The sequence below is a fragment of the Roseburia sp. CLA-AA-H209 genome, assembly GCF_020687575.1.
GTDB classification, from domain to species: domain Bacteria; phylum Bacillota; class Clostridia; order Lachnospirales; family Lachnospiraceae; genus Roseburia_C; species Roseburia_C amylophila.
Map to the genome: position 1 here is coordinate 27,469 of NZ_JAJEQU010000003.1, position 26,326 is coordinate 53,794.

The 26,326-nt window shown below is 41.5% G+C and carries 26 protein-coding genes and 2 pseudogenes; 21 read left to right on the plus strand and 7 right to left on the minus strand.

Translation table 11 applies throughout. The features are described from left to right. Positions 1-23: 23 nt before the first annotated feature. On the minus strand, positions 24-1,052 hold the full coding sequence (locus LKD41_RS03835) for a glycosyltransferase family 2 protein (protein ID WP_227700445.1): 1,029 nt from the start codon (positions 1,050-1,052) through the stop codon (positions 24-26). 163 nt (positions 1,053-1,215) lie between these two features. On the opposite strand from LKD41_RS03835, the gene LKD41_RS03840 reads away from it, so the two are divergent. The 12 genes and pseudogenes from LKD41_RS03840 to LKD41_RS03895 all read left to right on the plus strand — a co-directional run bounded on the left by LKD41_RS03840 (position 1,216) and on the right by LKD41_RS03895 (position 11,415). Beyond that, the gene (locus LKD41_RS03840) at positions 1,216-2,169 is read left to right on the plus strand and encodes a DMT family transporter (RefSeq protein ID WP_227700446.1); all 954 of its coding nucleotides are present in this window, start codon (positions 1,216-1,218) and stop codon (positions 2,167-2,169) included. Between the two features lies 1 nt (position 2,170). Next, a complete protein-coding gene (locus LKD41_RS03845) occupies positions 2,171-3,370 on the plus strand; it encodes a class I SAM-dependent rRNA methyltransferase (protein WP_227700447.1) in 1,200 nt (399 codons plus the stop codon). 136 nt (positions 3,371-3,506) lie between these two features. Next, a complete protein-coding gene (locus LKD41_RS03850; protein WP_227700448.1) occupies positions 3,507-4,799 on the plus strand; it encodes an ATP-binding protein in 1,293 nt (430 codons plus the stop codon). Between the two features lie 250 nt (positions 4,800-5,049). Then, positions 5,050-5,262 (plus strand): hypothetical protein, encoded by a 213-nt coding sequence (locus tag LKD41_RS15650; protein WP_255669441.1) that lies wholly within the window; start codon positions 5,050-5,052, stop codon positions 5,260-5,262. 245 nt (positions 5,263-5,507) lie between these two features. Then, positions 5,508-6,752, plus strand: a complete 1,245-nt coding sequence (rlmD, locus tag LKD41_RS03860; RefSeq protein ID WP_227700449.1) for a 23S rRNA (uracil(1939)-C(5))-methyltransferase RlmD — start codon at positions 5,508-5,510, stop codon at positions 6,750-6,752. Positions 6,753-7,049: 297 nt separating this feature from the next. Continuing rightward, positions 7,050-7,316, plus strand: coding sequence for a type II toxin-antitoxin system Phd/YefM family antitoxin (locus tag LKD41_RS03865; protein WP_227700450.1), 267 nt, complete (start codon positions 7,050-7,052; stop codon positions 7,314-7,316). 3 nt (positions 7,317-7,319) lie between these two features. Continuing rightward, positions 7,320-7,634: a type II toxin-antitoxin system RelE/ParE family toxin gene (locus tag LKD41_RS03870; protein WP_227700451.1), complete on the plus strand. Its 315-nt coding sequence runs from the start codon at positions 7,320-7,322 to the stop codon at positions 7,632-7,634. A 388-nt stretch (positions 7,635-8,022) separates the two neighbouring features. Then, on the plus strand, positions 8,023-8,262 hold the full coding sequence (locus LKD41_RS03875) for a transcriptional regulator (protein ID WP_227700452.1): 240 nt from the start codon (positions 8,023-8,025) through the stop codon (positions 8,260-8,262). Then, complete coding sequence (locus tag LKD41_RS03880; protein ID WP_227700569.1) at positions 8,249-8,395, plus strand: hypothetical protein; 147 nt, start codon at positions 8,249-8,251, stop codon at positions 8,393-8,395. Before LKD41_RS03875 ends, LKD41_RS03880 begins: the two co-directional genes overlap by 14 nt. Next, positions 8,341-8,478, plus strand: a pseudogene (locus LKD41_RS15920) (DUF4186 family protein); the annotation flags it as partial. The gene LKD41_RS03880 and the pseudogene LKD41_RS15920, both read left to right, overlap by 55 nt. Before the next feature lie 57 nt (positions 8,479-8,535). Then, positions 8,536-9,981: an alanine/glycine:cation symporter family protein gene (locus tag LKD41_RS03890; protein ID WP_227700453.1), complete on the plus strand. Its 1,446-nt coding sequence runs from the start codon at positions 8,536-8,538 to the stop codon at positions 9,979-9,981. Between the two features lie 78 nt (positions 9,982-10,059). Further along, on the plus strand, positions 10,060-11,415 hold the full coding sequence (locus tag LKD41_RS03895) for a sodium-dependent transporter (RefSeq protein ID WP_227700454.1): 1,356 nt from the start codon (positions 10,060-10,062) through the stop codon (positions 11,413-11,415). A 263-nt stretch (positions 11,416-11,678) separates the two neighbouring features. Here the strand turns inward: LKD41_RS03895 and LKD41_RS03900 are convergent, their stop codons facing one another. Beyond that, positions 11,679-13,325, minus strand: a complete 1,647-nt coding sequence (locus tag LKD41_RS03900; RefSeq protein WP_227700455.1) for a SulP family inorganic anion transporter — start codon at positions 13,323-13,325, stop codon at positions 11,679-11,681. Positions 13,326-13,741: 416 nt separating this feature from the next. On the opposite strand from LKD41_RS03900, the gene LKD41_RS03905 reads away from it, so the two are divergent. The 5 genes and pseudogenes from LKD41_RS03905 (at position 13,742) to LKD41_RS03925 (ending at position 17,489) form a co-directional block, all read left to right on the plus strand. Continuing rightward, positions 13,742-15,319, plus strand: a complete 1,578-nt coding sequence (locus LKD41_RS03905; RefSeq protein ID WP_227700456.1) for an RNA polymerase sigma factor — start codon at positions 13,742-13,744, stop codon at positions 15,317-15,319. A gap of 63 nt (positions 15,320-15,382) precedes the next feature. After that, positions 15,383-15,766, plus strand: a complete 384-nt coding sequence (locus tag LKD41_RS03910; RefSeq protein ID WP_227700457.1) for a hypothetical protein — start codon at positions 15,383-15,385, stop codon at positions 15,764-15,766. Then, complete coding sequence (locus LKD41_RS03915) at positions 15,763-16,008, plus strand: hypothetical protein (protein ID WP_227700458.1); 246 nt, start codon at positions 15,763-15,765, stop codon at positions 16,006-16,008. Before LKD41_RS03910 ends, LKD41_RS03915 begins: the two co-directional genes overlap by 4 nt. Before the next feature lie 30 nt (positions 16,009-16,038). After that, positions 16,039-16,482, plus strand: a pseudogene (gene mscL, locus LKD41_RS03920) (large conductance mechanosensitive channel protein MscL). 59 nt (positions 16,483-16,541) lie between these two features. Beyond that, positions 16,542-17,489, plus strand: a complete 948-nt coding sequence (locus LKD41_RS03925) for a tRNA dihydrouridine synthase (protein ID WP_227700459.1) — start codon at positions 16,542-16,544, stop codon at positions 17,487-17,489. 78 nt (positions 17,490-17,567) lie between these two features. Here LKD41_RS03925 and LKD41_RS03930 read toward each other — a convergent pair whose 3' ends face one another. Then, complete coding sequence (locus LKD41_RS03930; RefSeq protein WP_118088131.1) at positions 17,568-18,020, minus strand: metallophosphoesterase family protein; 453 nt, start codon at positions 18,018-18,020, stop codon at positions 17,568-17,570. A gap of 836 nt (positions 18,021-18,856) precedes the next feature. On the opposite strand from LKD41_RS03930, the gene LKD41_RS03935 reads away from it, so the two are divergent. Next, on the plus strand, positions 18,857-19,690 hold the full coding sequence (locus LKD41_RS03935) for a deoxyribonuclease IV (RefSeq protein ID WP_117946193.1): 834 nt from the start codon (positions 18,857-18,859) through the stop codon (positions 19,688-19,690). Between the two features lie 89 nt (positions 19,691-19,779). Continuing rightward, the gene (locus LKD41_RS03940) at positions 19,780-20,442 is read left to right on the plus strand and encodes a hypothetical protein (protein WP_022244210.1); all 663 of its coding nucleotides are present in this window, start codon (positions 19,780-19,782) and stop codon (positions 20,440-20,442) included. On the opposite strand, the gene LKD41_RS03945 is transcribed toward LKD41_RS03940, so the two are convergent. Next, positions 20,421-21,281, minus strand: coding sequence for a pyridoxamine kinase (locus LKD41_RS03945; RefSeq protein WP_227700460.1), 861 nt, complete (start codon positions 21,279-21,281; stop codon positions 20,421-20,423). The genes LKD41_RS03940 and LKD41_RS03945 overlap by 22 nt on opposite strands. Next, positions 21,278-21,877 (minus strand): ECF transporter S component, encoded by a 600-nt coding sequence (locus tag LKD41_RS03950; RefSeq protein ID WP_227700567.1) that lies wholly within the window; start codon positions 21,875-21,877, stop codon positions 21,278-21,280. Before LKD41_RS03950 ends, LKD41_RS03945 begins: the two co-directional genes overlap by 4 nt. Before the next feature lie 276 nt (positions 21,878-22,153). Here LKD41_RS03950 and LKD41_RS03955 point away from each other — a divergent pair, with 276 nt between their 5' ends. Further along, on the plus strand, positions 22,154-23,605 hold the full coding sequence (locus LKD41_RS03955; protein ID WP_227700461.1) for a methyl-accepting chemotaxis protein: 1,452 nt from the start codon (positions 22,154-22,156) through the stop codon (positions 23,603-23,605). Positions 23,606-23,636: 31 nt separating this feature from the next. Then, on the plus strand, positions 23,637-24,854 hold the full coding sequence (locus LKD41_RS03960) for a deoxyguanosinetriphosphate triphosphohydrolase family protein (protein ID WP_227700462.1): 1,218 nt from the start codon (positions 23,637-23,639) through the stop codon (positions 24,852-24,854). Here the strand turns inward: LKD41_RS03960 and LKD41_RS03965 are convergent, their stop codons facing one another. Together LKD41_RS03965 and ymfI are read right to left on the minus strand one after the other, a co-directional pair. Further along, on the minus strand, positions 24,855-25,208 hold the full coding sequence (locus LKD41_RS03965) for a helix-turn-helix domain-containing protein (RefSeq protein WP_227700463.1): 354 nt from the start codon (positions 25,206-25,208) through the stop codon (positions 24,855-24,857). It abuts the gene before it with no gap. 119 nt (positions 25,209-25,327) lie between these two features. Continuing rightward, complete coding sequence (ymfI, locus tag LKD41_RS03970; RefSeq protein ID WP_117946201.1) at positions 25,328-26,056, minus strand: elongation factor P 5-aminopentanone reductase; 729 nt, start codon at positions 26,054-26,056, stop codon at positions 25,328-25,330. Positions 26,057-26,326 lie beyond the last annotated feature (270 nt).

Consider the following 26,326-nt stretch of genomic DNA (forward strand, 5'->3'; position numbering starts at 1 on the left):
CATGATTATTCAAGTCGAAGGGACTAAGAATTATCATCTGGGAGCTGCCATTGTCTGGCTGCATTTCTATATTCTTCCGCCTGGGCTGCATTTCCGGATTTTTCATAGCAGTCAGCCAGTCCGTTCAGCGGAATATTTCCACTGGTATGGACATCAAGAATGCTGGCAGTTTCAAAGGCTGCGTTGTAGTACCACACGGCTGCTTCATCATAATCTTCTGCGTCAAAAAAATAATTTCCCAATTCGCAGCAGATTTCTGCACAAGGGGTAGTAATCATATCCTTCAGTGCCAGCTTGAAAAATTCATTGACATTTCCGGTAATCCGGTAGCAGCGGCTTAAGATACAGCCGGCTTCCTTGCGGGCATCCCCAGAAGCGGTTTCATCCTGCAGGGTAGCAAGAAATACTTTTGCGGCGGCAATGAAATCTTCTTTCTCCCCGGTCATGAGGAGCTCTTTGGCATACATCCGGTGCAATTTTTCAGAAAGCCGTCCGTCCCGGTCAAATGCCAGTAAGAAGCCTTTGAAATCACGGCTGCTGTGCAGGGACTGCGGAAGATGCGTAATAGCAATATCACTGTCAAAGACAACCGGGTCTAAGCGCACCGTTTCGTGAATCGGGTCAATCCAGGTAAAGGTACGGAGTCTCCGGTAGAGCTTCGGACGGTATTCTTCTTTAAAGTTAAGCACCGTATTAAATTCATTTTTGGTCACATATTTCATCTGTACAATTTCGACCTCCGGAACCATGGCTTCTTTTAAAAGCCGGAACTGTTCCCGGTTCTCATCATCTAAGACTTCATCTGCATCTGCGGTATAAATGTATTCCATGGAAGTTTTGGAAAAAGCAAAATTTCTGGCATCTGCAAAGTCATCCTTCCAGATATAGTCATAGATTTTATCGGTATAGCGGGCAGCAATTTCCCTGGTGCGGTCGCAAGAGCCGGTATCCACGATAATGATTTCATCCATCAGATCGGCGAGTGAATCCAGACAGCGGGAGAGAACCTGCTCCTCGTTTTTTACAATCATGCAAAGGCTTATTGTTATCATCAAATTATCTCCTTTCGCAAGCACCTATACAAACATATTTATTATCGCATATTTCAGGGAAAAAGTATATCAGTAGGGACAGAATTTATTTGACAGAGCCGGTACTGGTGTCTATGATGAAATGAGACAAGAATGAGAAGAAAAGCGAAAGCTTGAGAAAAGGATGAAAGCAATGGAAACAAAAGAAAAATTCATGCAGAAAACCATAGTAGTCTGGCTGGGAGCATTGGTGTGCTGCCTGTTGTGGGGCAGTGCATTTCCGTGCATTAAAATCGGCTATCAGATGATGCACATTGCATCGGATGAGGTGGCGTCCCAGATTCTGTATGCTGGCTATCGGTTTACGCTGGCGGGAATTTTAACAATATTATTGGGAAGTATTGGAAGTAGACGGTTTCTGCGTCCGACAAAGAGCTCCATTGGAAAAGTTTTTAAATTAAGCAGTCTGCAGACTGTGGGACAGTACCTGCTTTTCTATATCGGACTGGCGCACACCTCCGGGGTAAAAGCATCCATCATCGAAGCATTAAATGTATTCGTGGCAATTCTGGTAGCAAGTCTTTTATTCCATCAGGAAAAATTATCGGCGCGGAAAATAGCAGGCTGTATCATTGGATTTGCAGGCGTGGCACTGGTAAATATGGGAAGCAGCGGATTTGATTTTCATATGAGCGTGACCGGAGAAGGATTTATTTTCCTGTCAACGGTAGCGTATGCATTTTCTTCCGTGTTGTTAAAGTGGTATTCCAAATCCGAAAATCCTGTCATGCTGAGTGGATACCAGTTCCTGGTGGGTGGAATTATTATGGCATTGTGCGGCTTTGCAGCAGGTGGACGGGTGAGCGGATTTACGGCGTCATCCTTTGGACTGCTGTTTTACATGGCATGCATTTCTGCTGTTGCATACACGCTGTGGGGCATTTTATTAAAATACAATCCGATTTCCCGTGTAGCGGTATTTGGATTTATGAACCCGGTGTTTGGTGTGATTCTTTCCGCATGGCTTCTGGGAGAAAAAGAGCAGGCAGCAGGCATCAAAAGTGTGATTGCCCTGATACTGGTATGCATTGGTATATTTGTGGTAAATTATAAGAAAGAGGTTACGAAGGAGGACTAACATGAGTGCAGTTGTAACATTGAAAAAAGGCGAAGGAAGAATGGTAAAATCCGGTGGCATGTGGATTTTCGATAATGAAATAGAAAGTGTCATGGGAACATTTGAAAACGGAGATCTGGTGCTGGTACACGATTTTGACGGATATCCGATGGGCATTGGCTTTATCAACCGCAATTCCAAAATCCGGGTGCGCCTTTTCAGCAGAAAAGAAGATACAGTTATTGATGAAGCATTTTTCCGGACACGATTGCAGCAGGCATGGGAATACCGGAAAAAGACGGTAGACACCTCATCCTGTCGCGTGGTATTTGGAGAGGCAGATTTCCTGCCGGGACTGGTTATTGATAAGTTTTCGGATGTGCTGGTAGTGCAGTCCTTAGCACTTGGCATCGATCGTTACAAAGAGCTTATTGTAAAGTGTTTAAAGGAAATTTTGGCAGAGGATGGCATTACAATCCGCGGCGTATATGAGCGGAGTGATGCAAAAGTCCGCAAGCAGGAAGGCATGGAGCTTAAGAAGGGCTTTATCGGAGAAGCATTTGATACCAATGTGGAAATTGTAGAAAATGGTGTGCATTATATTGTAGATGTAAAGGATGGTCAGAAGACCGGATTTTTCTTAGACCAGAAATACAACCGTCTTGCCATTCAGAAATTATGTGAGGATGCAAGAGTGTTAGACTGCTTTACCCATACCGGCTCCTTTGCATTAAATGCCGGAATTGCCGGAGCAAAAGAAGTCACCGGAGTGGATGCTTCGGAACTTGCCGTACATCAGGCAGAAGAAAATGCAGCATTGAACGGTCTTTCCGGCACGGTAAAATTCCTGTGCAGGGATGTCTTTGAACTGCTGCCGGAATTAGAGGAAGCAGGCGAAAAGTATGATGTGGTAATCTTAGACCCACCGGCATTTACCAAGTCCAGAAATTCTGTTAAAAATGCCATCAAGGGCTATCGTGAGATTAACCTTCGTGCCATGAAGCTTGTGAAAAATGGCGGATTTCTTGCGACCTGCTCCTGCTCCCATTTTATGACGTATGAGTTGTTTACCAAGACAATCGGACAGGCAGCTCACAGCGTCCACAAGCGTCTGCGTCAGGTGGAATTCCGCACCCAGGCACCGGATCATCCGATTCTTTGGGCAGCGGACGAATCCTATTATCTGAAGTTCTATGTGTTCCAGGTTGTTGATGAGATGTAAAAATTTTTGAAAGTGGCAGGTCCTAAGTGGATTTCCACTTTTTTTGTGTGTAAAAACACGTTGATTCGTACGGAAAAATGTAATATAATACATTAAAAGACGCGATGATATTTTAAAGAAGGGAGAGAGCACACACATGAAGCGTAAAATAACTGCTAAATTATATGAATGGAAAAATATGAAAAAAGGCAGAATGCCGTTACTTATTTATGGTGCAAGACAAGTTGGAAAAACGTTTGAAATGCGTGAATTTGGAGCATTATATTATAAAAATACAGTCTATGTAAATTTTGAAACGGACGAAAGAATTGGGAAGTATTTTGATACAGATATTCATGCAGATTATATCATTGCCATATTAGAAAAATATTATCAGGTAAAGATTGTACCGGAAAATACGCTCATTATTTTTGACGAGATACAGATGTGTGAAAGAGCATTAACTTCTTTAAAATATTTTTCAGAAGAGACACCGGAATACCATGTAATAGCTGCCGGAAGTCTGCTGGGTGTAGCAGTCAACCGTGAAAAATATTCATTTCCGGTAGGAAAAGTTCAGATGGTTACCATGTACCCGATGGATTTGGAAGAGGTATTGTGGGCTAAGGGAAAGCAGATGCTTTCGGATACCATACGGGAACATTATGAAAATAATCAGCCGTTAGATGAGATATTGCACGAGGAAGCTTTGCAGGAATTTTATCATTATTGCATCGTGGGAGGAATGCCGGCAGCAGTAAAGGCAGACCTTGCAAAAGACAGTCCATTGGAGCAGACGGAAATTCGTCAGATGCTGTTAAATTCTTATATTGCAGACATGACAAAATATGCAAATCAGACGGACACCGTGCGTATTTTTGAAGCGTATGATTCCCTGCCGGCACAGTTGGCAAAAGATGCAAAAAAATTTCAATACAAGCTGATAAAATCAGGAGCACGGGCATCTCAATATGGAGATGCAATTGATTGGCTGATTCGGGCTGGAATTGTGAATAAATGCATGAAGTGCAGTCAGGGATTTTATCCGGTTGCGGCATATCAGGATGTAAGTGCATTCAAATTATATTACAGTGATATGGGTATTATGTCTGCAAGAATAGGAATGACGTTGGAAGCATTACAAAGCATGGAAACAGAGCATTTTCGTGGCATACTGACAGAAAACTATGTTGCAATTGCTTTGAAAACAAATGGTTATGATCTTCATTATTGGGAGTCTGATAATACGGCGGAAGTGGATTTCCTGATACAAAAAGAAAGTCACGTTATTCCGGTAGAGTGTAAGGCTGGTAACCATGTAAAAGCCAAAAGCATGATGGTTTATATGGAAAAATATAATCCTTCGTATGCAATCCGGATTTCAACAAGAAATTTTGGGATGGCAAAAGGAATAAAATCAGTTCCGCTATATAGTGTATTTTGCATCTAAAGTTTTAGTTGCCTTATCGTACAGCAACAGTAAGTTGCTTTTCCAAAACTGAATTTACCGGTATGATATGGATAAAGGAGGTAGCAACGATGGAGACAAAAAATATTATTCTGGAACTTCGTACACAAAGAGGAATGTCCCAGAATGAGCCGACGGAACATATACCTATAACGATATGGATGAATTAATCGACATATGCGTTAAAAACATGGTAAGCGATGATTTTACAGAGGAGCAGGCGCGCGCATATATGAAAGAAATGCTCCCAAAGTTAGATTATTGGAAAAGATATGATGAACTTAGTGACAATGGCGAGTTTGAGGAGTTTAAGAAACAGCTAATAAAGGAAATAAATGAACTTCACATAGACGGGCTTCCTAAGGTTGAAAAATTAAATGCACTGGTAGGAAAATGGCGAAAATCCGGAATTACTTCTTTACAAAAAGAGATGATTGCAGTTTGATTGCAAAAATTAAATAGTGTGAAGTGTTGAAGGAACGTCGGTACAGCCTGTATCGACGTTTTGTATATCCGTAAGAAACTGCCAGTGGCAGGCTCAGCAGGTGTCATTATTTCGCATTTTATTTTAATTCATTTATGAAAATTTAGGTATGAAAATATTTCTGCAATAACCATAGAAAAAGGCTGCTAAATGCGTTAAACTAAAAAATAGTATAGTATTTGAAAAAATAAGGAACGGTACAGGAAATGAGAAAGTCAGAAGAGAACAATAAATTTAGAAAAAAGGAAAATGCAAAAAAGCAGCATGCTTCGAAATCGGAACGTCCGGAAAAACACATCTGCCCACCGGGAGAATGTGATCTTGCAAAAAAATGTGGCGGCTGCCAGTATCAGGGAATGGATTATGAAAAGCAGCTCAACAAGAAACATCGGGAAGTAAAAGAGCTTTTAGGCAGCTTTGGAAAAGTGGAGCCGGTTATCGGGATGCAGGAGCCATTTCATTATCGGAACAAGGTCAATGCTACGTTTCAGCGGCTGAAAAATGGAACAGTGATTTCAGGGGCATATCAGCAGGGAACACATTCGGTGGTAAAGATTGATGAATGTCAGATTGAGGATAAAATTGCGGATGGCATCATTTATGATATTCGTGGAATGCTTCGCTCCTTTAAAATAAAAGTATATGACGAGGACAGCGGATATGGATTACTGCGCCATGTTCTGGTAAGAAGAGGTTTCCGTACCGGCGAAGTTATGGTTGTTCTGGTGCTGGCATCCCCAATTCTGCCGTCAAAAAATAATTTTGTAAAAGCACTTCGTGAAAAGCATCCGGAAGTTACAACGGTGGTGGTAAATGTGAATGACCGGCGCACCAGCGTTGTCTTAGGGGAGCGGAATATTACCATTTATGGAAAAGGATTTATCGAGGACGAGTTGTGTGGACTCCGTTTCCGCATTTCTCCATCCTCATTCTACCAGATAAATCCGGTGCAGACAGAAATCCTTTATGGCAAAGCTATCGAGTTTGCCGGATTGACCGGAAAAGAAAAGGTAATCGACGCGTATTGCGGCATTGGTACCATTGGCATGGCAGCAGCAGGAAAAGCCGGCTCTGTCATTGGTGTGGAAGTGAACCGTGATGCGGTGCGTGATGCCGTGATCAATGCGAAGCGCAATAACATGAAAAATATTACATTTTACAATGAGGACGCCGGAGAATTCATGGTCAAGATGGCAGCACAGGGCGAAACTGCCGATGTGGTATTCATGGATCCGCCTCGTGCCGGAAGTGATGAGGCTTTCCTATCTTCACTGCTACGGCTTTCTCCAAAGCGTGTGGTCTATATTTCCTGCAATCCAGTCACCCAGGCACGGGACCTGAAGTATCTTATAAGCCACGGCTACCGGGTGGAGCGGTGCCAGCCGGTGGATATGTTCCCGTGGACGTATCATATAGAAAATATTGTATCGATGACACGAAAAGATAAATAAGTGCCAGGTTGTGACTTCAGATTAGATAGCGCAAACTGAGTGAGAGGATTAAATGTTATGGAAGGAGTGGTGCAAATCCCTTAACTTTTCGGTATAGAGCAGGGAATTTTCTTGTTTTTGCTGGAGAGAGTGTATCATTCAGACAATTCTTATAGCGTTGCTTTAATCGGACTGTTTTAAGTATGAGAAAGGGCATTTTGAAAAAACTTTATAAGTGAAGACATTGACTCCATTGTATAAAATGAGTAAAATATAGTTAGAATATTACTATCGCAACAATTCCAGGGAGGTGGCAATATGAATATTCGTCCGTCTGCAGCAATTCGTCAAAATTATAATGAGATTGCTGATATGTGTCGTGAAACGGCAGAACCGGTATTCCTGACAAAGAATGGCGAGGGAGATTTGGTTGTTATGGATATTGAAACTTACAATCGCCGGGAAAAAATGCTGAAATTACGGGAAGAGTTGCTTGCTGTTGAGGAAGACAGAATGGCAGGAAGAGAAGGCTGTACTCTTGATGAATTGGATATATACCTTGATGATGTGATGAAAGAGGTATAGTGTATGGCAGATAAAAAATATAGAGTAATTGTTTCTGAACGGGCAAAGAGAATGTTAGGGACGCACATACGTTTTGTGGCACAGGTTAATAAGGAAGCTGCAATTGCAAAAAAGAAAGAACTGATGACAGCGATGCGTTCCTTAGAAAGTATGCCACAGAGATTTCCTTTCTTTGAAGTAACTTACATACCACCAAATAAATATCATAAGATGTTTGTGGCAAAGTGGTATCTGGTTCTTTATCAAATTGAAGATGACACAGTGTATGTGGATACAATTCTTGACTGCCGCAAGGATTACAGTTGGCTTATCCGGTAAAATAGAATAATCGATATATATAATTGACTTATAGGAAAAAACTCCGTTTTCCATCATTGACAACCACCCCACCCTGCCGTGTACCAACCCTGAATTTGATCTTGAAGGGAGAGTGTCTAATGAGAATATAATCGACTTTTGAGAGCATGAAGATTTTAATTGCAGTAAACATACCGCTAATTCATGTTGCCAAAAGTGGATTATGTTCTCATGACCACTCTTTTTTGTTGCAATTAATAAGCATATGATAAGAAATTGCTGCTGACAGGACATAACCACTATTTGGCGACAGATAGGAGGCTATATGTTACTCGAAAATGTTTCTTTCACTATTGATACGGACTGGAAACTTGGATTTATCGGAAGAATTCAAGGCAAATCTTGAACTGTGGAGAGATTATGTGGAGCTTTCGAAGCTGCAGGCAAGAGTAAAGGTTTATTTATCAGTGGAAAAAATGGAAGCGGCAAGACCAGTCTGGTTGTAAAAACACGCATTCCTGTTCGTACTCTTGAGGATTGGGAGGCTGCAAGACGGACTCCACCGGAATATATTCCAAGATTAATCGATTATCAGTTAAAATATGAGAAATTGATGCAGGAGAAGGAAGTTAAAAATGCCGAAGAATAGAATTATCAAAGTACAAAATATACCGATTACCATAGCAGAAGCTGATATGGATGATTATATATGTATTACCGATATGGCTGCTGCCGGGAATGCATTCGAAAGTGGCACAAGATACAGCCGGGAAAAGAACTGAGCCAGGTGCAGAAGGAATACTTGGTGGATGTGATTATGACCTGGATAGAAAAAGAGTTGTCATATTATGATAGCCAAATGTGAAATTAAATGTTAAAATACCACAATAGGGTTATTACGGAGAGAGAAAGGTATTTTATAATGGTAGTTTCAATTATTGAAAAAGTGTATTCATTTTTATGGGGAGACTGGATTAAAATTCCGCTTCCGGGGGGAGGCAGTCTTGGCATTTCACTGCTGATTATTTTGTTAATTCCAACAGGAATTTATTTTACGATTCGGACAAAGTTTTTACAGATAAGACTGTTCCCGGATATGGTGCGGGCACTGGTAGCAAAGAAGGAACATAAAGACAGTCTGTCAACTTTTCAGACGCTGATTGTGTCCACGGCAACCCGTGTGGGAATGGGAAATCTGGTAGGTGTAGTTGCAGCAGTGTCGGCAGGTGGAGCCGGAGCGGTATTCTGGATGTGGATTACAGCGCTGATTGGTTCTGCTACAGCGTTTATTGAAGCAACACTGGCACAGCTGCATAAGGAAAAAGATCCGCTGTATGGCGGTTACCGCGGTGGTCCGGCATATTATATCCATCATTTTTTTGAAGAAAAGTCAGGAAAGAAGAAAAAACATGTGCTGGTGGCAGTGTTATTTGCCATATCCGGTCTGATTTGCTGGTGTGGAATCAGCCAGGTAATCAGTAATTCAGTGGCATCTTCTTTTGAAAATGCATTTCATATTCCACCCTTGTATACAACAATTGTGCTGGTGGCAGTTGCGGCAGTGATTGTATTGCGGAAAAATGCAACTGTAAAAGTACTGGATATGATAGTACCGATTATGGCAGTGTGTTATTTCTTTATTACATTATTTATTATTATCGTAAATTTCCACAGTATTCCGGGCGTATTTGGCAGGATTTTTGAAGAGGCATTTGGTATCCGGCAGGTAGTATCCGGTGGATTTGGAGCAGTGCTTATGAATGGAGTTAAGAGAGGACTGTTTTCTAATGAAGCAGGTTCCGGTTCTGCACCTTGTGCAGCGGCAGCAGCGGAATGCGATAATCCGGTACGTGCGGGACTGACACAGGCATTGGGCGTATTTATCGATACGATTATCATTTGCAGTTGTACCGCTATGATTATGCTTATTGCACCGGAAAAGATAATTGCAGGAAAAGCTGGTATGGATTTGCTGCAGTCTGCCATGCAGTATCATCTGGGCAGATTCGGAGTTATCTTTATTGCACTGACCTTATTTCTGTTCAGCTTTTCCACATTTCTTGGAATATTGTTTTATGCCAGAAGCAATGTGGCATATTTATTTGGAGATAAATGGATCTGGCAGACCCTTTATAAAATCGTTGCACTGATTATGCTTTTTATCGGCGGAATTGCAACCTATACTTTCGTATGGGATTTAGGCGATGTGGGAATCGGACTGATGACGATATTTAATATCGGAATGCTGTATCTTATGGGGGGACAGGCATTGAAGCCACTGTCGGAGTATGGGAAAGAGAAAAAGACCGAAAGAGACAGTAATCAAAATCCAGCAGCGGGAATTATTTTTTTTGAAGAAGAGAAATAGTAAAAAAGAAGTAGTTATCAAAACCGGTGATTCCATGTTATACTAGGGAGAAAACTACAAAAGGAGAAATTTATAGTTATGGGTCGTGAATCATTTAAGTCCCGTATGGGATTTATACTAGTAAGCGCAGGATGCGCAATCGGAATTGGAAATGTGTGGAGATTTCCGTATGTGGCAGGACAGAATGGCGGAGGAATTTTTGTACTGTTTTATCTGATATTCCTGATTGCAATGGGGCTTCCGGTACTGACAATGGAATTAGCAGTCGGAAGAGCCAGCAGAAAAAGTGCAGTTTTAGGATATAAGGCATTGGAGAAGCCAAATAGTAAATGGCATATTCATGGCTGGGTGGCAATTTTCGGTTGTTATATGCTGATGATGTATTATACAACGGTTTCCGGCTGGATGGTAACTTATTTCTATAAGTTTGTAAAAGGTGAATTTACCCCAAGAATGGATGCCGAGCAGACCGGAGCTGTGTTCAGCAATCTTTTAGCAGATCCCAAACAGATGGCATTCTGGATGATACTGACTGTTGTGGTTGGATTCTTTGTATGCAGCCGCGGCTTGCAGAACGGATTGGAAAAAATCAGTAAAGTTATGATGAGTGCACTGCTGATACTGATTATTGTCCTTGCAGTACATAGCCTGACACTTTCCGGAGCCGGCGAGGGATTAAAGTTCTATCTGGTGCCAAATATGGATAGTGTCCGGGAAGTCGGTTTGAAAAATGTAATAACCTCTGCCATGAATCAGGCATTCTTTACTTTGAGCCTTGGCGTGGCAGCAATGGAGATTTTCGGAAGCTATATGGGAAAAGACCATACGCTGGCAGGAGAAGGAGTACGTATCTGTGCACTGGATACCTTTGTGGCGATTATGGCAGGATTGATTATTTTTCCGGCATGCTTCAGCTATGGCGTGGAAGTAGGCGTAGGACCAAGCCTTATCTTTGTGACACTGCCAAATGTCTTTGTAAATATGGGTGGCGGCAGAATCTGGGGCGCACTGTTCTTCCTGTTCATGACATTTGCAAGCTTTTCTACGGTAATTGCCGTATTTGAAAATATCATGTCCTTCTGCATGGATATGTTTGGCTGGAACCGCAACAAAGCTGCACTGGTAAATGGAATCATTATTCTTATTGCCAGTCTGCCATGTGTTTTAGGATACAATGTGTGGAGCAATCTCCACCTGATTGGCGGAAGGGATGTGCTGGACAGCGAGGATTTTATTGTAAGTAACCTGCTGCTGCCAATCGGTTCTCTTGTTTACCTGCTGTTCTGTGTGACGAAGTGGGGCTGGGGATTTGATAACTACTTAGAGGAGGTAAATACCGGAAAAGGCATTAAGATTGCAAGAAGATTAAAGCCATATTTCCAGTTTATCCTTCCGATACTGATTCTGTTTATTTTGATTCAGGGATTGTTATAAAAATGGAAAAAGAGTGTAATTGCAGGAAGCATATGCGATTGCATTATTAAAAATAAAGTGTGCATTTTACCACGAATTTTAACAGAAACTGTGAAAATCTGTTAAATGCAGTTGGTAGAGTGCACACTTTTATACTTTACAGGAAATGCTTTCCTGTAAAGTATAAAACGCTCCGCGAGGATGCGCACTGCGGCGTATAAGGTAGATGTCGCAAGCGACCGCCGCAGGCGCGAGAATGTGCCAAGGCACATTCTTTTTAATTTTTATTTTACCAGTGCTTCTGCATAATCCAGTGCATCCACAATATTGTGATGGAAATTTTCTTTTCCAACTAATCCAATAAAACCATCTTTTTCCATCACGCACATTGGCTGCTCATTGACATGGGAGAATACCAGCGTGATATTTTTGCGTTTTGCACGGTTGGCAAGCTCATGGAGAGAACGCATTGCGCTGGCATCAATGGCAGGAACGCTACGCATACGGATGACAACAACCTTCGTATGATGGTTACTGTTAATATTAAGAATCTGGTCTGCTGCGGCGAAAAACATCGGACCGCAGATTTCAAAAACACTGATGGAATGCGGGATGTCACGCAGTTTTTCCGCTTCACCCGGTGTAATGTCAGGAGAATCTGTGTATTTCCATGCTTTGATATCAGCTGTTTCTGCCATACGTTTCATAAAGAGCAGAGCTGCTAATACAACACCGATTTCGATGGCAACCACAAGGTCGAAAAATACCGTTAAGAAAAAGGTTGCAACCAGAACGATGATGTCACTCTTAGGTGCCATCTTACAAAGGCGGAAGAAAGAGGACCAGTCTGCCATGTTGGCGGCAACTACTAAAAGTACGGCAGCCAGTGTTGTCATAGGAATCAGTGCAGCCAGCGGCATCAACACCAGAAGAATAATGGTTAAAGTGATGCAGTGGGTGATTCCGGCAATCGGAGTACGTCCACCGTTTCGGACATTGGCAGCAGTTCTGGCAATGGCTCCGGTGGCAGGAATTCCGCCAAAGAGACCGGAGAAAATATTTCCAAGCCCCTGTCCCACTAACTCAGCATTGGATTTATGGGTATCGCCAATCATACCATCGGAAACAACAGCAGACAGTAAGGACTCAATTCCAGCTAAGATTGCAATGGTAAATGCCGGGGACAACATTTCCTGTACCAGCTTCATGGAAAGGGATGGAACATGAAAACCTGGAAATGCAGAATTTAATTCCCCGTAAACACTTCCGATGGTATTGACCGGAAGCTTGGCAAAATAAACCACTGCTGTTGTTACGATAATCGCAATCAGAGACCCAGGAATCTTATCGGTAACCTTCGGCCAGAGCAGCATAATTGCAACAGCCGCAATGCCAATCAGGGTTGCAGTCAGGTTGATGGATCGGATATTTTTGGCATATACAATTACTTTATCTAAGAATTCAGAAGGAACAGAGGCAATATCCATACCGAAGAAATCCTTTAACTGTCCTACAAATAAAGTAACTGCGATTCCACAGGTAAATCCGGTGGTAATGGTATAGGGAATGTATTTAATCAGGGAGCCAAAACGGCAGATTCCCATAATCACTAAGATAATACCGGCAAGAATGGTAGCAACAATCAGACCGTCGGTTCCATACTCTGCAACGATGCCATAGATGATAACAACGAAAGCGGCAGTCGGACCGCCAATTTGTACACGGCTTCCACCAAAGAATGAAATAAAAAATCCTGCGATAATTGCAGTATAAAGCCCCTGTTCCGGACCAACACCGGATGCAATCGCAAGGGCAATCGATAGTGGCAGAGCGATGATGGCAACAATGATACCGGAAATGATATCCTTCATCAGCTGCTCTTTCGTGTAGCCCTTTATGACATCAAAGAGCTTTGGACGTAGTTCGTTCATAATAAAATCTCCTCATTTGTTTCTTTGTTTATGGTGGAAGATGAAATTTCTGTTTTGTCAGGATATCTGCGCAGATATTCCAGAATACAGCGAAAACTTCACCTTCCCCCACTAAACACGCAATTCAAAAGTTTAGCACTCTTATAGTCTTATTTCAATGACAAAATCCAATGTTCAGCCATTTGGTCAACAAATTTGAAAAAAATAAAATTTTTTTGGAATTTTTAAAACCTCATGTATTTTTATTCCGTCTGATAAGTGAAAGGAGGAAGAGCAATGCATGAGATGGAAACTTTTATAACGATGGCAAAGGAGGATATCAAAAATCAGAAGTTCACATTGCAAAAGGTAAGAAGGCTGTTCTACAATATAATGAAAGGATTAAGACGAAAATGAACGAAAGAGGAGTAATTTATATGACATGGAAAGATGCGGTAGGTCTTGCATTGGAAGGTCGGGAAGAAGGATATAATTTCCTGTATCAGCAGACATACCAGAAGAGCTATTATGTAGCTTTAAAATATATGAAACAGGAGGAAGAGGCTGCAGATGTATTGCAGGATGCATATATCAAGGCATTTCAGAATCTGGACCAGCTTCAGGAACCGGATAAATTTCCGGGATGGTTTTCGAGAATTGTAGCAAGTAAGGCATTAGATGAATTGCGGAAAAAGAAGGCAGTGCTGTTTTCACAGATGCAGACAGAGGATTCCGAAGAAGTCAGCATGGAAGAACTTCTTGTGGATGAACGGGTGGAAAACAGACCGGAGCTGGCAATGGACAGAGAAGAAACCAGCCGTCTGGTGCAGGAAATGATAGCCGGTTTATCAGACGAGCAGAGAATGTGCGTGATGATGTTCTATATTGAGCAGATGTCGGTAAAGAACATTGCAGAAGTAACCGGTGTTTCGGAAAATACCGTAAAGAGCCGGTTAAAATACGGACGTAAGAATATCGAAGAAAAGGTATTGGAATTAGAAAGAAAAGGAACCAAACTTTATGGTATTACACCATTCCCATTCTTCTTATACTTCCTGCTTCGGGATACCTATTCAGCTGGTGTATTTCAGATTCCATTGCGGAATATTCTGCAGACAGCAGGCATAGCTACCTTTCACGGCACTGGAGTTGGAAATGGCGCAAGTGTTGGAAGCGGTGCAGGAGCGGGAAGTGGAACCGGTGTCGGAAGTGGTGCAGGAATGGGCACTGCAGCATCGGCAGCAGCTAAGACTTCATCCGTTGCAGCAGGAAAAATTATTGCCGGAGTGATTGCAGGAATTGTGGTTACAGCCGGTGTAACAACAGCAGTGGTAAGTCTTGCCAGCAGACAGCCGGAGAAACCGGAGGCTGCAGATACCATAGAAGAAAGAAAAGAAGAACCAGTTGTAGAGGTAGAAACCGAGACTGAAACGGAAACTGAAACGGAAACTGAGACAGAAGTTGATGAGGACAAAATCTGGCAGGATGCTTATCTTGCATTTGCAGAGAGTCAGAATTCTGTTGATAATGGCTATGCAGTGATAGATGTTGCAAACTATGATATTCCACTTCTTATTGAACAGCCGGATGTATTTACGGCAGAAAGCAATAGCATAACATATTCTACAGATGGAGCAAGCTGTACCAATGAATATCTGTATGAAGTGAAGATTTATTACTATGACAGAACGACAGAGACCGTCCAGCCGGTGGACAATGCCATTAATGAAAATAGCAGCAATGGAGCAATGATATCTGGTTATATGGAGTTTGGATATTATTTATCTTATATCCCGGAGCGGCAGCTTCTGTTGGGAGATATTATGGGAAGTGGAGACACCGCATTGGAATCCTATTCCTTTGATGCCTCAAGAGCGAGTCTCGTAGCAGAAGATACTTATTTGGGAACAGACATAAATAATACCGGCCGTAAAAATATTGTTTATTACCGGACGGTAGAGAAGGCACTGGAAAACAGGGATGCTGTGAAGGATAAAACAGCAGAATATTATTAAAGAAAAACGAGAGGAGAATGAAGATGAAAGACACAATTAGAAAAAACAACATTACGGTTGTGCATGTTTCTGGCAGTATGTTTTACATTTCTGATATTTGGAAATGTAAAATCGGTATCTGTAGCTGATGCAAGTGCAATACTTTATAAGAATGGAACCAAAGTACAGTCTTATGCCACAATGGATGAAGCATTTAATGCAATGACAGATTCAACTGCAAAATATTCTGTGAATTTAAAAGGACAGCATGTAGTAGCAAGAACAAGCTGGCCGAAGGTAAAATCCATTACGATTGATGGTGGAGAAAATAGTGCGCAGTTGATACTTCCGGAGGGAACCACAACATTAAACAGTAATGGAACAGGTACTGTGGATATTAAGAGTGACTGCCAGATGCTGGGAACATTCCATATGCCAAATGTAACGCAGAAAGATGAAATGACTTGAAATCTTACTATATGCATTATATTGCAAGTGGTAAGAAAGAGGGTAGAGCAGGAACCGGATGTAAGACATTACAAGGAGCTGTAACTGTATATAATGGAGTAGACTATAGTGCGGTTTTTGATTATAATTATTATATTAGTAACAATGGTGATATAAAGGCAGCTTTTGGGGATGATGATGTAGCTGTATTGGCACATTTTGTAAATTATGGAATGTCAGAAGGCAGAAGGAAGAACTGCTAAATAGTGTGCCAGGAACAAAGGAGAATGAAGATGTGGAAAGAGTTTAAGAAGTTTGCAGTAAGAGGAAATATGTTAGACCTTGCAGTCGGTGTGATTATCGGTGGTGCTTTTAATTAACTGGTAAGCTCGCTGGTAGACAATGTAATTATGCCGATTCTTAGTCTTGTAGTTGAAAGACTGGATTTCAGTAACTGGTTTATTGCACTGGATGGAAAGCATTATGATACATTAGCACAGGCACAGGCGTCCGGAACTGCAACCGTGAACTTTGGAATGTTCTTATCCGGAGTGCTGAACTTTATCATCATGGCATTTGTGGTATTTCTGATTGTAAAAGTGATGAACCGCCTGTTCCATGGAAAAGAAGAGCCTGCTGCACCGACAGAGAAGACCTGTCCATTCTGCAAGAGTAAAATTCCACTGGAAGCAACACGCTGTCCACATTGTACAAGCATGCTTGAAATTGAAGAGTAAGATAAAAAGCAGAATTTGAAAACAGAATTGAGAAATGAAATAAAAAACAGGATGTACCCATGAAACTATATTTAGCTCCCTTAGAGGGAATTACAGGATATGTATACCGGCAGGCTTACCATGCATGCTATGAAGATGCCGACAAATATTTTACACCATTTTTAGCACCGCATACGAAGCGGAGCTTCAATGCCAGAGAAAGAAATGATTTAATCCCGGAGCATAATGCCGGCATGTATACCGTGCCACAGGTGCTGTCAAAGAGCGGAGAAGATGTGGCAGCAATTGCAGAAGAGCTGAAAGCGTTTGGCTATCAGGAAATTAATATCAACGCCGGATGCCCTTCCGGAACGGTAGTATCGAAGGGAAGAGGTGCCGGACTTTTAGATGATGAAAGAGCCTTGCTTCATTTCCTGGATGAAATGTTTGAAAAGACGGATGCAGAGATTTCCATTAAGACAAGACTTGGCATGGAATATCCGGATGAATTTGAAGGCATTTTAAAAATATACAATCGTTTCCCGATAAAGGAGCTGATTTTACATCCCCGTGTCAGAGAAGATTATTATAAAAATAAGCCGGATTGGACGATGGTAGAGTATGCACTGGAGTACAGCAGGAATCCGCTGGTTTACAATGGAGATATTTTTACAGTGGAAGATTATGAGCGGTTTACAGAACGTTTTCCAACGATAGATGCCATTATGTTAGGGCGTGGTGTTATAAGAGACCCGGCACTCATAGAGAAAATCCGCTCCGGCGGCATAATAGATAGGGCTGCTGAATTAAAGCGGCTTTATGCATTTCACAATAAGCTGGTTACCGGCTATCAGGAAGAAATGTCCGGGGAGAAAAATGTCCTCTTTAAAATGAAAGAATTGTGGTTTTATCTTGGCACACAGTTTACCGGAATTGAAAAACCGTTGAAGAAGATAAAGAAAGCAAACAGCCTGATAGAATACCAGGCTGCTGTTTCAGAGATATTTTCAACTGGTGCTGGAAAATAACCGAAAGAGTCAAATGACATAGAATCATGATGTAATATCAATTGATATGCAATAAAAATTATCACACGATATAAATTGCTATTCGGTATAAATGGGTGAAATAGAAACATCGTCCCCATCCAAAGTCAGAATAGCGATAGTACAGGAGGAACCACTGCGGCTTCGACCGGCACTGCCCGGATTGATGAAAGTAGTGGTTCCTCTTTTACTTACTTCATAATGGTGGGTATGCCCGGTAATAATAAAATCTGCTTCCGGTTGTGGATAAGGCAAATCGCTTTTCTTATGGATGAGATAGAAAATCTTCCCACCAATGGGTGCTGCCAGAGTCTCCGGCAGATATTTCGTCCATTCGCCTTTGTCACAGTTCCCCTTGATGATATAAAGCGGAACATGCAGATCTTTTAAAGTCTCATAACATTTGAGACTTCCAATATCTCCTGCGTGCAGAAGATAATCACAGCTTTGCAGCTCGTCTAAAAATGTATCCTTTAATACACCATGTGTATCTGATAAAATTCCAATTTTCATAAAGTTCCTTTTCTGTTTGTACCCTGTTGAGTTGTCGGGGCGGATTGCTGGTTTGGGGTTACTTTTTCATTTTATAACGGTTATAATGAAATAACAAGTGTCCGGTGATTGGGAGAGGGGAAAAGACATCGATAAATCATTGGAATAGAAAGAGAATTTGATTTACTTTAAAATGCCGTAGTTCTAAGACACAAGTTTTTCTTTTGACGATAAGAACAGTCTTTCCAATGTTTGACAAAAAACACTGTATTGTTCGCCGGAACGCGGATACCTTATGATGCTTGCTAGGGGCACTTGGAATTTCGTCTGGTAATAGGTAACGCTGGCACAGGGACGTGCCAGCGAGGTGCATTTGAGCATGGATGCGAATATGCACCGGTTGCCGGACAATATATATAATCATGCCGAAATTCTTAGTGCCCCTTCCAAGCATCATCTGGCATCCGTCTCCGACGGACGATGCAGTGCTTTTGGTCAAAGCAACGGAAAGACAGTTTCCCCATCAAGAAAAACCTGTGTCTAAGAACTACTGGCATTTCAAAGAGAAAAACAAAATTCTCTTTCTATTCCAATATTTAGAAATCCATTTCCCCATTTCCCAATCACCGAACCACAAGATAATTAGAATTTTTAGAGTCATTATAAGGATTATAATTTTTGGAACCCGTGCCAGCCTGTCCATTAAAGGAAGATGCATAACAAAAGTCTGTTAGTGGCACTTGCAGACGTTGTATCGCATCTGGCTTCAATGGACGGGCTGACACGGATGAAAAAGATAGAATAGTTATTATGACGTAACATTAAGTGAACGTAGGAAAAGGAAAAAGGAGAAAAATATGTTTCGAATCGGTTGCCATTTATCATCATCAAAAGGCTTCCTTGCTATGGCAAAGCAGGCAGAGGAAATCGGAGCCAATACATTTCAGTTTTTTACCAGAAATCCAAGAGGCGGCAAAGCAAAGGATTTAGATGTGAAAGATATAGCTGCATATCAGCAGTATGCTGCGGAGCATGGCATCGGGCAGATTCTTGCCCATGCACCCTATACAATAAATGCCTGCGGCAAAGATGAGCGGGTACAGGAGTTTGCCAGAGAAACCATGGCGGATGATTTGCGGCGTTTAGAGGAGATACCGGACTGCAAATATAATTTTCATCCTGGCAGCCATGTGCAGCAGGGAGCGGAAGTTGGAATTGAAAAGATTGCAGGAGTCTTAAATGAAATCATGTGGCAGGAGCAGAAAACAACAGTGCTGCTTGAGACCATGGCTGGAAAAGGAACAGAAGTAGGAAGAAACTTTGAAGAACTGCAGGAGATTTTAAGCAGGGTAAAATATCCGGAGAAAATGGGAGTCTGTCTGGATACCTGCCATGTTTTTGATGGCGGCTATGATATCAGCGGACATTTAGAGGAAGTATTAGAAGAATTTGACCGCATTATCGGACTGGATAAGCTGTGTGCCATTCATTTGAATGATTCGAAAAATGTACTGGGCAGCCATAAAGACCGTCATGAATGTCTGGGTGCAGGCAATCTGACCATGGATGCCATTGTGCGGATAATCAACCATCCGGCATTGAAAAAACTGCCATTTTACCTTGAAACACCGAATGATTTAGAAGGATATGCCAGAGAGATTGCCATGTTAAAAGCGGCAAGAAAAGATTAGCTTAAAGGTTAAGTTTTTCGGAAAAAAGAACGATATATCAGGTATAAGATGGATGGAGGCAATTTTGTCTTAAAATTAGGAGGAGAAATATGATTCGTGTAACAGGAAATAACAGCCTTTTGATGAGTTCGCTGAATACGGACACAGACAATGATACAAAAGTGGTGGACTTGTTAAAAAAGAGCAGTGAGACAGAGAAGAGCAGCAAAATAACCGGGAAAAAGAGTGAAGAATATGACAGTGTCAAGAAGTCTGCATCCTCACTCAAAGCAAGTGCAGCAGTATTAAGTGAAACAGGAGAGGATTCCATTTTTGCCAAGGCAGAAGAAAGCGGAGATTATTCCGATTTGATTTCACTGATAGAGCGTTTTACCGGAGATTATAACAGTCTCTTAGAAAGCCTGTCAGACCTTGATACAGACAAATCTGCAAATTACAGCAAGGAATTAAAAAGCATTATTTCCGGTCAGAGTGAAGCGTTACAGAAGGTCGGCATTACCGTAGACAGTAATGGAAAACTTGTAATAGATGAGGTAACTCTGAAAAATGCAGATAAGAAGGAATTAAAAGACCTGTTCCAGGGAGAAAATTCCGTTGCAGGAAAAGTTGCTGATAAAAGCATATACATCGGAGCAAATGCTGCAGCTGACCAGTATGTGGACAGTTGTGCCAACTATACAGCAGGTGGAACATCCGCAGAATATGTCCAGATGGCAAATCTGATAGGCAGTTACTTAGACTCTCTTTCTTGAGATGAAAGTGTCACTAAGTCAGAAAGAAGCGGTTCAAAAATAACACCCTGCAAAGTATCATCCGAAAGCGACTGCGAATAGGAAATACAGGAAGCAATAAAATGAGCTGCCTGTGTGGTACATTCTTGTAAGGAGAAGCCCCGTAAGGTAAGTGCAGATACAATACTGACGAAGATGTCGCCGGTTCCGGGATACCCCGGACCGGCTTTTTTCGTGGAAACAGTATCCACATTTCCGCTGCTATCGGAAATATAGTTAAGGAAAGTGTCGCCTTTTGGACAGCCGGTAATAATACATTTTTTCACACCCAGTGCATGAAGCTTTTTGGAAATGGCAGAAAGCTCCGAATCGGTGCAGTCATGCTTCGGATAAGGCGTATCTGTTAAAAGGCAGGCTTCCGTCAGATTTGGTGTGATAATATCACCCCGGGATACAAAGTCTTTCATGTGATTGCAGAATTCCGGTGTAATATGCTGATAGGCTCTGCCGTGGTCACCCATTACCGGGTCTATAATAAAAAGAGGTTTTTCGGTGAGAGAATCATAGTAATGGGAAATGGCATGGAGCTGTTCTTTGGCACCAAGGTAGCCGCAGTAGATACCGTCCCAGTTCATGGAAAGAGTATTCAGTGCAGCAAAATAATCCTTAAGCTGTCCGGTTAAATCAATTTTCAAGTGGGTAGGGAAACCGGTATGATTGCTGAAAACAGAAGTAGGCACAGGGATTCCCTGTACCTTACATGCACTTACCACCGGGAGAGACACGCTCATGGAGCAGCGTCCCACACCGGATATATCATTGATAATCAGAAGTTTTGGTGGTAAAGTATTTAATTTCATGCGCATGCGCTTTCCTTTCCAAGACGTGGCAGCATATTAGATTTTGCCAGTACCGGACGCAGTGCCATGTATACAGCAGTTGCTACGATAACGGATAATACTGCATTAATGCTGGTTGCTGCAATGTTAATAGAAAGTGTAACTTCTGCTGCCGGTTTTCCTAAGATAACCAGTTTGTAGAAGTAGCCGAACAGTGGGTCAAAAACAACGTTGAATAACAGTCCGCAGATACTTGCGATAACAACCCATTTGAAAACGTGCCTGCTATCTTTGGAAGTGGAAATTTTACCGATTTTGTGTGCAACCAGACCGGTAATCAGACCGATGCAGAATTTTAAGATAAAAGTCTTTGGTGCGTATACAATGTAAATCGGGTCTAAAAGGTCGCCGATTGTCATACCGATGGCACCGCCAATTCCACCATAAACACCGCCTAATAATAATGCACCTAATACACATACCGCGTTCCCAAGGTGGAGAGATGTGGCATCTCCGCCAGGAAGTGCAATTTTAATCTGTAAGAATGTGAATACCACATAGGAAAGTGCTGCCATAAGAGCAGTCAGTACAAGTTTGTAGATTCTTTCGTTTTTCATCATAAAGTCCTCTTTTCTTTCTCTTTGTTTGCGGTTTATCATAAAACAGAAATGGCATTATAAAAACATCCAATTTTGATAAAAATGACCATGCCAGTTTAAAGATGAAGAGCAAGTTTTTTATGAACGTAATAATAAAAGAGTCCAATGGAAAGGCATATGGTAAGGCGTATAAATAAAAGTCTTTTCAATTTATGTAGAGAAAGGTATAATAAAATTGCTGGTAAAGTTCAAAAATTACAGTTTATATATGTTATATATGGGAGGATGAAAGAATTGACAGAACAAGGAAGAGTAAATAAGACTGCAATGACAGGGCATACAATTATGGGAATCTTATTGGCACTGGTTAATTTTTTGGAAATTTTCAAAACTTCCAAGAATGTAGTTTATGTGGCGGTGCTTATTGTGCTGGCACTTGGACCGGTGGTGGCAGAATGGATTTGCTATAGGAAAGATCAGGAGACAAAAGCAATCAAGCATCTTTTGGGGATTGGATTTGCAGTATATTATACGGTGGCACTGATAGGTGCCGGCGATCAGTTGGTTTTTGTATATGTAATACCGATGTTTATTTTGATTTCTGTATTTTCAGATTCGAAATATGCATTGGAACTTGGAATTGGAGCAATTATCGTAAATCTTATTTCTATTGTAGTACATACCATGAAAGGCCAAGGTGAGGGACCTGCTTTCTATGGAACAGAGATTATTATACTGATTTTGACAACAGCATTTTCTTATTGCAGTTCTGCTGTTTTACAGAAATCGTTTTTATCACGGCTGGGTGAAATGAATCAGGCGAAGGGACAGTCTGATACCATGCTTCAGAAAATTTTAGAAGTATCTGATGCCATGACAAAGAAAATTAATGGAATGTCTGATGAAGTAGAATTACTTGGCAGTGGTGTCAGTGATACCAGAAATGCCATGGAAGAGTTGACCGGCGGAACAACAGATACAGCGGAAGCGGTGCAGAATCAGTTAAGTCAGACAGAAGCAATCCAGGAAAAAGTAATGCAGGTAACCAGGGCATCTGGCAGCATTGCTGAGAGCATGGCAGTTACAGCAGAGGCGTTGAACGCTGGTAAGAAAAATATTGAACAGCTGGTATCACAGGTGAGTGTGACTGAGAAGACGAACAGTCAGGTGGCAGCAGAACTTACTTCTTTAAAAGAGTATATGGATAAAATGTATTCCATCATTGAGATTATCAATAATATTACTTCAGAAACCAGCCTGCTTTCATTAAATGCGTCAATTGAAGCAGCCCGTGCCGGTGAAGCAGGAAGAGGTTTTGCTGTAGTAGCATCTGAGATTTCCGGTCTGGCAACTCAGACACAGGAAGCAACGGTCAGTATTGAAGAACTGATAAGAAATGTATCGGAAGAACTGGAAAAAGTAGTGACCATCATCGAAAGCATGATTTCACAGGTTGAACATCAGAATGTAACAGTCAATGAAACTGCCGGAAGCTTCCGTACGATAGAGGATAATTCGGGCCGTGTACAGAGCCAGTCGGATGCATTGTCTGGTATTGTGAAAGAATTAGAAAGTGCCAATGCAGGTATCATGGATAGTATCCAGACAATTTCCGCTATTTCAGAAGAAGTAGCGGCACATACAAATAATACACTGACAACCTGCGAGAAGAACCAGAAGAGCGTAGAACATCTGATGGCAGAGACTGAAAATTTAATTGAACTGACGCATCAGCTTCAGCAGTAAAGATATTTATTATATGAGCAGGGAGCAGAAAATGGGAGCATATCATAATCTTTCAGAAAAATTACAGCAGAGAATCATAGAAGACAGAAAAGAGCATAGGGCAAATCCATATGCTTTTTCCGAAGAACAGGTTTTGCGCCGGGAGATGAATCATGACAGGGCGAATCTCTGGAGACCTCCCTTTGTCCGGGACATTGAGAAAATCATGCATCTGCCTTATTATAACCGTTATGGAGACAAGACGCAGGTATTTTCCCTTTACAGAAATGATGATATTTCAAGACGGGCGCAGCATGTGCAGCTCGTTTCAAGGATTGCAAGGAATATTGGAAATGTATTAAATCTCAATCAGGATTTAATAGAAGCAATTTCCCTGGGACATGACATCGGACATGCACCATTCGGACATGCCGGTGAGAGAATTTTAAGTGCACTTTTGCGGGGAGAGACCGGACGATATTTTAACCATAATGTGCACAGTGTGCGTGTGCTGGATGTACTGGGACAGAGAAATATCAGTCTGCAGACTCTGGATGGTGTCCTATGTCATAATGGTGAAATGGAACAGCAGGAGTATCAGCCGAAAAAGGCAAAAACCTTTGCAGATCTGGATACAGAAGTAGAAATGTGTTATCAGAAGGAAGATGGAATTAAACATCTTGTGCCGGGAACCCTGGAAGCCTGTGTAATGCGAATTTGTGATATTATAGCCTATCTTGGCAAGGACAGACAGGATGCTGTACGCCTGCATCTTCTGCCGGATGACAGAGGTTTTAACGGAGATACTATAGGCAGCAGCAATGCGGAAATCATCAATAATATGGTAGTTAACATCATTGAAAACAGCTATGGAAAACCATATCTTTCCATGGATGAAGCATATTTTCAACAGTTGAAGCTTGCAAAGACTGAAAATTATGAGTATATCTATCACAATGAGAAAATCGAAAAAGTCATCCGGGAAAATCTGAATCCGATGTTTGAAGAGATGTACTATCAGTTATTGAAAGATGCAAAGGATAAGAATGAAAAATCCTGGCTCTACCGCCACCATATTGCATATGTGGCAGAAAACAACCGGTTCAGCAGAACCTTTTCGAAGGAACAATACATGGAGACAGAACCGAACCAGCTTGTGGTGGATTATATCGCAAGCATGACGGATGACTATTTTGTAGATTTGTACCATGAAATGTTCCCGAAAGGAAAGTATGATGTAAAATACATCGGCTACTTTGATGAAGATTAACTATTTTAATGGCGAGGCTGTTGTCCGGGAAACCATCCGGTCAACAGCCTTCAATTCTTCTAAGAAAAGCCGCTGGTTATAGCTGGAAAGAGTATGATAGATACTTAGCAGTTCACCTTCACAGCTGTTGAGATGCGTCAGACTGGCATTGCGGATGTTACTGTGACCGAGCAGATAGTCGGTGGAAGTATGAAAATAGTCGGCTATTCTTACTAAAGTTGCATAGTCAGGTTCTTTCCCCTGATTGATATATCCATTCAGAGCAGAGGGAGAGATATGTAGTGCATCTGCAAGCTGCCGCTGGGTAATGTTAGCTTCTTCAATCAGGTATCGTAACTTAGAACCGATATTCATATACAAACCTCATCTTTCGTAAATAATACCTCTATTTTAAAACATGTTAAAAAACCAGTGGCAAAAATAAACGAAAGATAAATTGCATCAACGGAGCACAAACTATTCATATATATAAATTAACACCAGCCACCATCTAAGGTAATAATCTGACCGGTGAGATATGGACTTTGTGATACGATAGCATAAGCAAGTTCAGCTGTTTCCACAGGTGTACCATATCTGCCGCAGGGAATTTCGGATTCTAAGTCAGCACGCTCTTCGGCAGAAAAACAGGCGTTCATGGAAGTATCAATGGTGCCGCAGGCAATGGCATTGACAGAGATTCCACTGGGTGCGACCTCTTTGGCAAGTGCCTTTGTAAAGGAATTAACAGCTCCCTTGCTGGCGGAATAAGCAACCTCACAGGAGGCACCTACATTTCCCCAGACAGAAGAAATGTTAAGAATCCGACCTGATTTTTTGTGCAGCATATCTGGCAGAGCATATTTGCAGCAGGAAAAAACAGAAGAAAGATTGGTGTTTATAACGTGCTGCCATTGTTCATAAGTCATATCCTGCAGCAGACCGATGTGGGAGATTCCGGCATTGTTGATCAGAACATCAACCGAAAGGGACTGCTGGTGAATCATGGCAAACATATTGGCAATAAAATCCGGATCACTGACATCTCCGATAACCGGAAGAACCGTGACATGATATTTGTCCGAAAGTTCATCAGACAAAGCCTTAAGAGCAGTTTCGGAATGACAGCAATTTAAAATGAGCTGATAACCGTGGCGGGCAAATACTTCTGCGATAGCAGCACCGATGCCCCGGGAAGCTCCGGTAATTAAAACAGTATTCATAAGAAACAAATCCTTTCTGGTTTTTATCTGCATTAGAAAATGATAGCACAGATGAAAGCGTTAAAAAATACAGTTATATTTTAGACTTATTTTAGAATACAGGCAATCCCTTTTGAAAAATCCTGCAGATTTCCCGCTTTCAGAAAGATATTCGAAAAATTCTCTAAAAATACAGTAAATATTGCACAAAAAACTTGTAAATATTCGTACAAAATAGTATAATAAAACCATGATATCAGTCTGTATCAAATAAATGGCAAAGGGGTTGGA

Bases quoted from the DNA above. Each gene is read 5' to 3' on its own strand.
- LKD41_RS03905 (WP_227700456.1), top strand. From the start codon at position 13,742: ATGACATGGAAAGATGCGGTAGGTCTTGCATTGGAAGGTCGGGAAGAA.
- LKD41_RS03950 (WP_227700567.1), bottom strand. From the start codon at position 21,877: ATGAAAAACGAAAGAATCTACAAACTTGTACTGACTGCTCTTATGGCA.
- LKD41_RS03840 (WP_227700446.1), top strand. From the start codon at position 1,216: ATGAAAGCAATGGAAACAAAAGAAAAATTCATGCAGAAAACCATAGTA.
- LKD41_RS03880 (WP_227700569.1), top strand. From the start codon at position 8,249: ATGCCGAAGAATAGAATTATCAAAGTACAAAATATACCGATTACCATA.
- rlmD (WP_227700449.1), top strand. From the start codon at position 5,508: ATGAGAAAGTCAGAAGAGAACAATAAATTTAGAAAAAAGGAAAATGCA.
- LKD41_RS03960 (WP_227700462.1), top strand. From the start codon at position 23,637: ATGGGAGCATATCATAATCTTTCAGAAAAATTACAGCAGAGAATCATA.
- LKD41_RS03865 (WP_227700450.1), top strand. From the start codon at position 7,050: ATGAATATTCGTCCGTCTGCAGCAATTCGTCAAAATTATAATGAGATT.
- LKD41_RS03965 (WP_227700463.1), bottom strand. From the start codon at position 25,208: ATGAATATCGGTTCTAAGTTACGATACCTGATTGAAGAAGCTAACATT.
- LKD41_RS03890 (WP_227700453.1), top strand. From the start codon at position 8,536: ATGGTAGTTTCAATTATTGAAAAAGTGTATTCATTTTTATGGGGAGAC.
- LKD41_RS03845 (WP_227700447.1), top strand. From the start codon at position 2,171: ATGAGTGCAGTTGTAACATTGAAAAAAGGCGAAGGAAGAATGGTAAAA.
- LKD41_RS15650 (WP_255669441.1), top strand. From the start codon at position 5,050: ATGAAAGAAATGCTCCCAAAGTTAGATTATTGGAAAAGATATGATGAA.
- LKD41_RS03925 (WP_227700459.1), top strand. From the start codon at position 16,542: ATGAAACTATATTTAGCTCCCTTAGAGGGAATTACAGGATATGTATAC.
- LKD41_RS03870 (WP_227700451.1), top strand. From the start codon at position 7,320: ATGGCAGATAAAAAATATAGAGTAATTGTTTCTGAACGGGCAAAGAGA.
- LKD41_RS03900 (WP_227700455.1), bottom strand. From the start codon at position 13,325: ATGAACGAACTACGTCCAAAGCTCTTTGATGTCATAAAGGGCTACACG.
- LKD41_RS03910 (WP_227700457.1), top strand. From the start codon at position 15,383: ATGTTTCTGGCAGTATGTTTTACATTTCTGATATTTGGAAATGTAAAA.
- LKD41_RS03895 (WP_227700454.1), top strand. From the start codon at position 10,060: ATGGGTCGTGAATCATTTAAGTCCCGTATGGGATTTATACTAGTAAGC.
- LKD41_RS03945 (WP_227700460.1), bottom strand. From the start codon at position 21,281: ATGAAATTAAATACTTTACCACCAAAACTTCTGATTATCAATGATATA.
- LKD41_RS03940 (WP_022244210.1), top strand. From the start codon at position 19,780: ATGATTCGTGTAACAGGAAATAACAGCCTTTTGATGAGTTCGCTGAAT.
- LKD41_RS03930 (WP_118088131.1), bottom strand. From the start codon at position 18,020: ATGAAAATTGGAATTTTATCAGATACACATGGTGTATTAAAGGATACA.
- LKD41_RS03835 (WP_227700445.1), bottom strand. From the start codon at position 1,052: ATGATAACAATAAGCCTTTGCATGATTGTAAAAAACGAGGAGCAGGTT.
- LKD41_RS03850 (WP_227700448.1), top strand. From the start codon at position 3,507: ATGAAGCGTAAAATAACTGCTAAATTATATGAATGGAAAAATATGAAA.
- LKD41_RS03935 (WP_117946193.1), top strand. From the start codon at position 18,857: ATGTTTCGAATCGGTTGCCATTTATCATCATCAAAAGGCTTCCTTGCT.
- ymfI (WP_117946201.1), bottom strand. From the start codon at position 26,056: ATGAATACTGTTTTAATTACCGGAGCTTCCCGGGGCATCGGTGCTGCT.